The sequence below is a fragment of the Flavobacterium soyae genome (assembly GCF_021245985.1).
Taxonomy (GTDB): Bacteria; Bacteroidota; Bacteroidia; order Flavobacteriales; family Flavobacteriaceae; genus Flavobacterium; species Flavobacterium soyae.
In genome coordinates, this window is sequence record NZ_JAJQXA010000001.1 from 553,881 (window position 1) to 560,026 (window position 6,146).

Sequence of the window (6,146 nt, forward strand, 5' to 3'; positions counted from 1 at the left end):
TGTATGACATATTTAAGCTGCACAAATAACTGCAAGTGGTATTATCATTAATTCTTATTGTAAGAAAATTCAAATATAACATTTTTTTTGAAAGTTTTTTCTTTCATGTTAAAAATTTTATAATAAAAAAGCTATCTGCTTAGCAGATAGCTTTTTGTATATTTTAGGTAATTTTAAAGACTATTCTATTTCAGATACTCTCATAGTATTAACCATTCCTTTTTCTTTAATTGGCATTGCAGCAAGGTTAATTAAATAATCCCCTTTTGATGCATAACCTTTTTCAACTGCAATTTTATTTACATCTGTTACAGTATCATCTGTACTTACTTCGTTATCATAGAAGAATGATTTAACTCCCCATAATAAATTCAATTGTGTTAAGATTCTTCTGTTTGAAGTAAATACTAAAATATGCGCCGATGATGGTCTCCATGCAGAAATTTGGAAAGCTGTATAACCGCTGTTTGTTAATGTACAAATTGCTTTAGCTTCGATTTCATTTGCCAATAAAGCTGCCTGATGACAAACTGTTTTAGTAACAAAACGTTTTGTTTTAATTTGTGGTGTGTTTTGTGGAACCTGAATAAGTGGTGAATTCTCAACAGCCTCACAAATTTGTGTCATTCTTTGAATAACTTGTACCGGGTAATTTCCTGTTGCAGTTTCTCCAGACAACATTACAGCATCTGCACCATCCATTACTGAGTTTGCAACGTCATTTACCTCTGCTCTTGTTGGGGTTAAACTTGTAATCATTGTTTCCATCATTTGTGTTGCAACGATAACAGGAATTCTAGCCGTTTTTGCTCTGCGGATTAAGTCTTTTTGTACCAATGGCACTTCGTGAGCAGGTAGTTCAACCCCAAGGTCCCCACGGGCAACCATTAAACCATCGCAATATGCTACAATTTTATCCATGTTCTCAAGAGCTTCTGGCATTTCAATTTTAGCAACGATTGGAATTTTATATTCAGAATGCTTAGCGATTAATTCTTGTAAATCTTGTAAATCTCGAGGTGTTTTTACGAATGAAAGTGCGATCCAGTCTACTTTTTGCTCAATTGCAAAAATGGCATCAGCAATATCTTTTTCTGTTAAAGCCGGTAAAGAAATTTTCGTGTTTGGAAGATTAACCCCTTTTTTAGATTTTAATTCTCCACCCTGAATTACTTTAGCAACAACTTCTGTTTTTTTATCTGTCGAAACAATTTCAAAAATAAGTTTACCATCGTCAAGCAAAATGCGCTCTCCCGGATTAACATCATTTGGAAAATTTTGATATTTCATGAACACTCTTTGAGCAGTTCCAATAATATCTTCAGCAGTTGTAAAAGTGATAATATCACCATCGTGCACTACAGTTCCTTCTTCCATTACACCAACTCTTAGTTTTGGTCCCTGCAAATCTCCTAAGATTGCTGTAGTATAACCAAACTCTTCGTTCAGGCCTCTAATAATGTTAATTTTTTCCTTTACTCCTTCGTAGTCTGCATGCGAAAAATTGATTCTAAACACATTTACCCCTGCATCGATCATATCCTTGATAATCTCTCTCGTACCACATGCAGGACCTAGTGTAGCTACAATTTTGGTTTTCTTGTTTGTTAACATTTTTTTTAAAAAATTAGATTGTTTTTTGATTTTATTTTATTGGTATCTACAGCATAAATTGCTGCAATACTTTCTATTGAATTTAGTTGTTGCTGAATTTCTGAAAAATCGACAGCCTCCTCACTGTTATCGATTTTCAGGAAAAAATCTACTTTTTTGAATTCAGGAAGTAAATGAATTGTTGTAGAAACCTCACTTGTTTCATTAGAAAACAAATTCTGGAAATCATTTGTACTCACAGAAATGATCTCATTTTTATTCTGAATCAAATTCCACGAAACAGCTTTCTCAGAATCATAATAATAAAATCTCGAAAAATTTGCCTCACCTTCTTTAGTCTGAGCATGGATCTCGTTTTTGCTCTTACTTAAGTTAACCGGAAGGTTCTTATTGATAAAATAGGCTAATCTATAATCTTCTAATGAAGTATGAATTGCCATTAAATAATAATCAATTTCGTCAAATTCGTCTAAATCCAATCTATGAATAGCCATGTCATGAAAAATCAAGTTGTAAATATACTATTTCTAGCGTAGCATCAATAGTTATAAGCAGCTTGTTTTTGTTAATTTATAAACGAAAACGATTTAGCATTAAGAAAATTACATCAAATTTGTAATTATTTCTTATCTATTTTTTCCTGAAATGCAAAATATGCCCTTTGCGAAGCTTTCTCTTCTGCTTTCTTTTTTGAGGTTGCCCGCGCTCTTGCGATCACCTTATCGTCTATACTCAATTTGACACCAAACAAGCGTTGTCCGTCAATACCGTTATCTTCAAAAATATCATAATGAAAGACCCTCTTCTCTTTCTGACACCATTCGATAACTAAACTTTTATAACTAATTACTTTTCCTTCAAGTCTTGCAATATCGACATAAGGGGTAATTACTCTTTTTTGAATAAACCTTTCGCAATAAGAATATCCTTTATCCAAATAAATAGCGCCAATAAGCGATTCGAAAATATTACCATGTATATTTTCTCCAAAATGCTGAACAGGTACTTTACTTTCTACAAAACGTACTAAATTTAAATCTTTGCCAAGTTCATTTAAATGTTCGCGGCTTACTATTTTTGAACGCATTTTTGTTAAGTATCCTTCGTCTCCATTTGGTGCCTTATTAAACAAATGTGCGGCAATTACTGCACTTAACATCGCATCTCCTAAAAATTCTAAACGTTCATAATTTATAGCATGTCCTGCTTCATCTAATTTATTCGACGATCTATGGGTAAAAGCTTTTCTGTAAAACTCAATATTTACAGGCTGAAAACCAAGAATTTTCTGAATAGTGTCAAAAAAAATCCCGTCTTCTAGAGAACGGGATTTAGAAAATATTTTTTTGATAATATTCATATACGAAAATTAGTCAGCTAGTTTTTTAAACAATACACAAGCATTGTGCCCGCCAAAACCAAACGTGTTACTCATAGCAACATTAACTTCTCTTTTTTGAGGTTTGTTTAAAGTAAGGTTCAATGAAGGGTCAATATTCTCATCAACAACAGTATGATTAATCGTAGGAGGAACAATACTATGTTTCATTGCCAGGATAGAAGCAATTGCTTCAATAGCTCCGGCAGCACCAAGTAAATGTCCTGTCATCGATTTTGTAGAGTTGATGTTGATATTCTTAGCATGTTCGCCAAAAACTTTACTGATTGCTTTTAATTCAGCAACATCACCTAATGGAGTAGAAGTTCCGTGAGTGTTGATATGATCAACATCTTCCGGGTTCATTCCAGCATCTTTCAATGTATTTTTCATTACTGCAATAACTCCAATTCCTTCCGGATGCGGTGCTGTTAAATGGTAAGCATCAGATGACATTCCGCCTCCTCCAATTTCACAGTAAATTTTAGCACCTCTTGCTTTTGCGTGCTCATAATCTTCAAGAACTAAAGCTCCTGCTCCTTCTCCTAACACAAAACCATCTCTGGTTGCATCAAAAGGTCTTGAAGCCGTTTCCGGGCTTTCGTTTCTTGTAGATAAAGCGTGCATTGAACTAAAACCTCCCATACCGGCAATGGTAACAGCAGCTTCAGATCCGCCAGATACAATAATATCACACATTCCTAAACGAATGTAGTTGAAAGCATCAATTAATGCATTTGCAGAAGATGCACATGCAGAAACTGTAGTATAATTTGGTCCCATATACCCGTTACGCATAGAAATATGCGCCGGAGCGATATCGGCAATCATTTTTGGAATAAAAAACGGATTGAACTTTGGAGTTCCGTCACCTTTTGCATAATAAATTACTTCTTCCTGGAACGTTTCTAAACCTCCAATTCCTGCTCCCCAGATAACACCAACTCTAGTTTTGTCGACATTATCATCTGTAAGTCCAGCATCTTTAATAGCTTCATCACTGGCAGCAATTGCATATTGAGCAAATTTATCTAGTCTGCGAGATTCCTTACGATCCATGTAATCTTCAATATTGAAGTTTTTCACTTCGCAGGCAAATTTCGTTTTATGCTTCTCTGTATCATAATATGTGATAGGAGCGGCTCCGCTTACCCCATTCACAAGTGCATTCCAATATTCCTGGATATTATTCCCGATAGGAGTAAGTGCACCTAATCCTGTTACCACAACTCGCCTTAATGTCATAAATTATGTGTTTTGTGTCTTTAAACAAATAAAACCCACGCTTTCTTAACAGTTTTGTTACTTAAGAGCCATGGGTATTACAATATAAATATATCTTTTTGATTGAAAACCAATCGAAATTTAAATTTTAAAAAATAATAACACCCGACTTTTAACAAATTTCAAGTTTTAAAAAAATAAATTCCAAAATTGGAATTTGGAATTTCAAAAATTGGGATTTTTAAAAATCGGGTGTGGTATTATTATTTTTTAGCTTCCTCGATATAAGAAATAGCTTGACCTACAGTAGCAATGTTTTCTGCTTGATCGTCTGGAATTTGAATATCAAATTCTTTTTCGAATTCCATAATAAGCTCAACAGTGTCTAATGAGTCAGCTCCCAAATCATTAGTGAAGCTTGCTTCTGTTACAACTTCGTTTTCGTCAACACCTAATTTGTCTACGATAATCGCTTTTACTCTTGATGCAATGTCTGACATAATCTTTAATTTTAGAATTTAATTTGTTGGCAAAAATAAAAAACTTTATTTTAAAACAACTATTTAGTTTATAAATGTGACACTAATTTATAAAATTAATTTCAAGAAAGGTCTTTTAAAGCTATTTATTTTCGATTTTTATTCCGTTTTTTGCATTCTAAAAATAAATTCTATTATGAAAAAAATTATCGTTTTTGCCTCAGGATCAGGAACTAACGCAGAAAACATTATAAAATATTTTTCGAACATCGAAATTGCAAAGGTCGTTTCGGTTTTTACAAATAATGCTTCGGCAAAAGTTATTGAAAGAGCAAAAAATCATCAAATTCCAGTCGAAATTTTCGAAAAAAACGAACTTTTAGAAAGAAACGTATTACAAAAAATACAAAAAATCGACCCGGATTTGATAGTTCTTGCCGGTTTTTTATTGAAATTTCCTGAAAACATAATTGAGCTGTATCCAAACAAAATAATCAACATTCACCCTGCACTTTTACCTAAATATGGAGGCAAAGGAATGTACGGAATGCACATTCATAGAGCGATAGTAAATAATAAGGAAAAAGAAACCGGAATCTCTATTCATTATGTAAACGAAAACTATGATGAAGGAGCTATTATTTTTCAGGCAAATGTAGCCTTAACAGAGGAAGACACTCCTGAAACGGTTGCTGAAAAGATTCATGAGCTGGAACAAAAACACTTTCCAGAGATTATTCATAGACTATTAGATACAAATTCCAATATTTAAATTCCAAATTCCAATTTGAACAATCTAAAATCTAAAATCTGCAATCTAAAATAAATGAATCACGAAGTACATATATATACAGATGGCGCTGCAAAAGGAAACCCGGGAAATGGCGGCTATGGCGTGGTCATGGAATTAGTTGGAACTCCTCATAAAAAAGAATTTTACGAAGGTTTTCGTCTTACTACTAATAACAGAATGGAACTTCTGGCAGTAATTGTGGGTTTAGAAAAACTCAAAAAGCCAAATATGAAAGTCCTTGTGATTTCTGATTCCAAATATGTTGTGGATTCAGTTGAAAAAAAGTGGGTTTTCGGCTGGGAGAAAAAGGGATATAAGGATAAAAAAAATCCGGATTTGTGGAAACGTTTTTTAATCGTATACCGTAAACATCAGGTAGATTTTAAATGGATAAAAGGCCACAATAATCATCCGCAAAATGAACGCTGCGATCAGCTTGCCGTTATGGCTTCAATGCAGCCGAAACTTTCTGTAGATGTTTATTACGAAACGATAGGATCTCAATAAAAAAGAGGCTGTCTCAAAAGGACAGCTTCTTTTTTTTGGTAAAAACAAGATTGTCCACTAAAAACATTAATTCAGGTTTTTCGGATTCCACTTTCAAGATAATTTTTTATTTCTTGCTGATTTTAGGTAAAAACGAGCTGTTTTTATCCTG

At 33.5% G+C, this 6,146-nt stretch carries 7 protein-coding genes; 2 read left to right on the forward strand and 5 right to left on the reverse strand.

Translation table 11 applies throughout. The annotated features are described in order from the left end of the window. Positions 1 to 180: 180 nt before the first annotated feature. The 5 genes from pyk to LUU93_RS02415 form a co-directional block, all read right to left on the reverse strand. On the reverse strand, positions 181 to 1,614 hold the full coding sequence (pyk, locus tag LUU93_RS02395) for a pyruvate kinase (protein WP_232677792.1): 1,434 nt from the start codon (positions 1,612 to 1,614) through the stop codon (positions 181 to 183). A 5-nt stretch (positions 1,615 to 1,619) separates the two neighbouring features. Next, complete coding sequence (locus LUU93_RS02400; RefSeq protein ID WP_232677793.1) at positions 1,620 to 2,108, reverse strand: IPExxxVDY family protein; 489 nt, start codon at positions 2,106 to 2,108, stop codon at positions 1,620 to 1,622. Positions 2,109 to 2,233: 125 nt separating this feature from the next. Then, a complete protein-coding gene (gene rnc / locus LUU93_RS02405; protein WP_232677796.1) occupies positions 2,234 to 2,974 on the reverse strand; it encodes a ribonuclease III in 741 nt (246 codons plus the stop codon). A gap of 9 nt (positions 2,975 to 2,983) precedes the next feature. After that, positions 2,984 to 4,237, reverse strand: a complete 1,254-nt coding sequence (gene fabF, locus LUU93_RS02410) for a beta-ketoacyl-ACP synthase II (RefSeq protein ID WP_232677799.1) — start codon at positions 4,235 to 4,237, stop codon at positions 2,984 to 2,986. A gap of 242 nt (positions 4,238 to 4,479) precedes the next feature. After that, positions 4,480 to 4,716 carry an acyl carrier protein gene (locus tag LUU93_RS02415; protein WP_007137004.1) on the reverse strand — a complete coding sequence of 79 codons (237 nt, stop codon included), beginning with the start codon at positions 4,714 to 4,716 and terminating at the stop codon, positions 4,480 to 4,482. Between the two features lie 175 nt (positions 4,717 to 4,891). Between LUU93_RS02415 and purN the strand changes: the two genes are divergently transcribed. Together purN and rnhA are read left to right on the forward strand one after the other, a co-directional pair. After that, complete coding sequence (gene purN, locus LUU93_RS02420; RefSeq protein WP_232677800.1) at positions 4,892 to 5,467, forward strand: phosphoribosylglycinamide formyltransferase; 576 nt, start codon at positions 4,892 to 4,894, stop codon at positions 5,465 to 5,467. A gap of 54 nt (positions 5,468 to 5,521) precedes the next feature. Continuing rightward, positions 5,522 to 5,995 carry a ribonuclease HI gene (gene rnhA, locus LUU93_RS02425; protein ID WP_232677804.1) on the forward strand — a complete coding sequence of 158 codons (474 nt, stop codon included), beginning with the start codon at positions 5,522 to 5,524 and terminating at the stop codon, positions 5,993 to 5,995. Positions 5,996 to 6,146 lie beyond the last annotated feature (151 nt).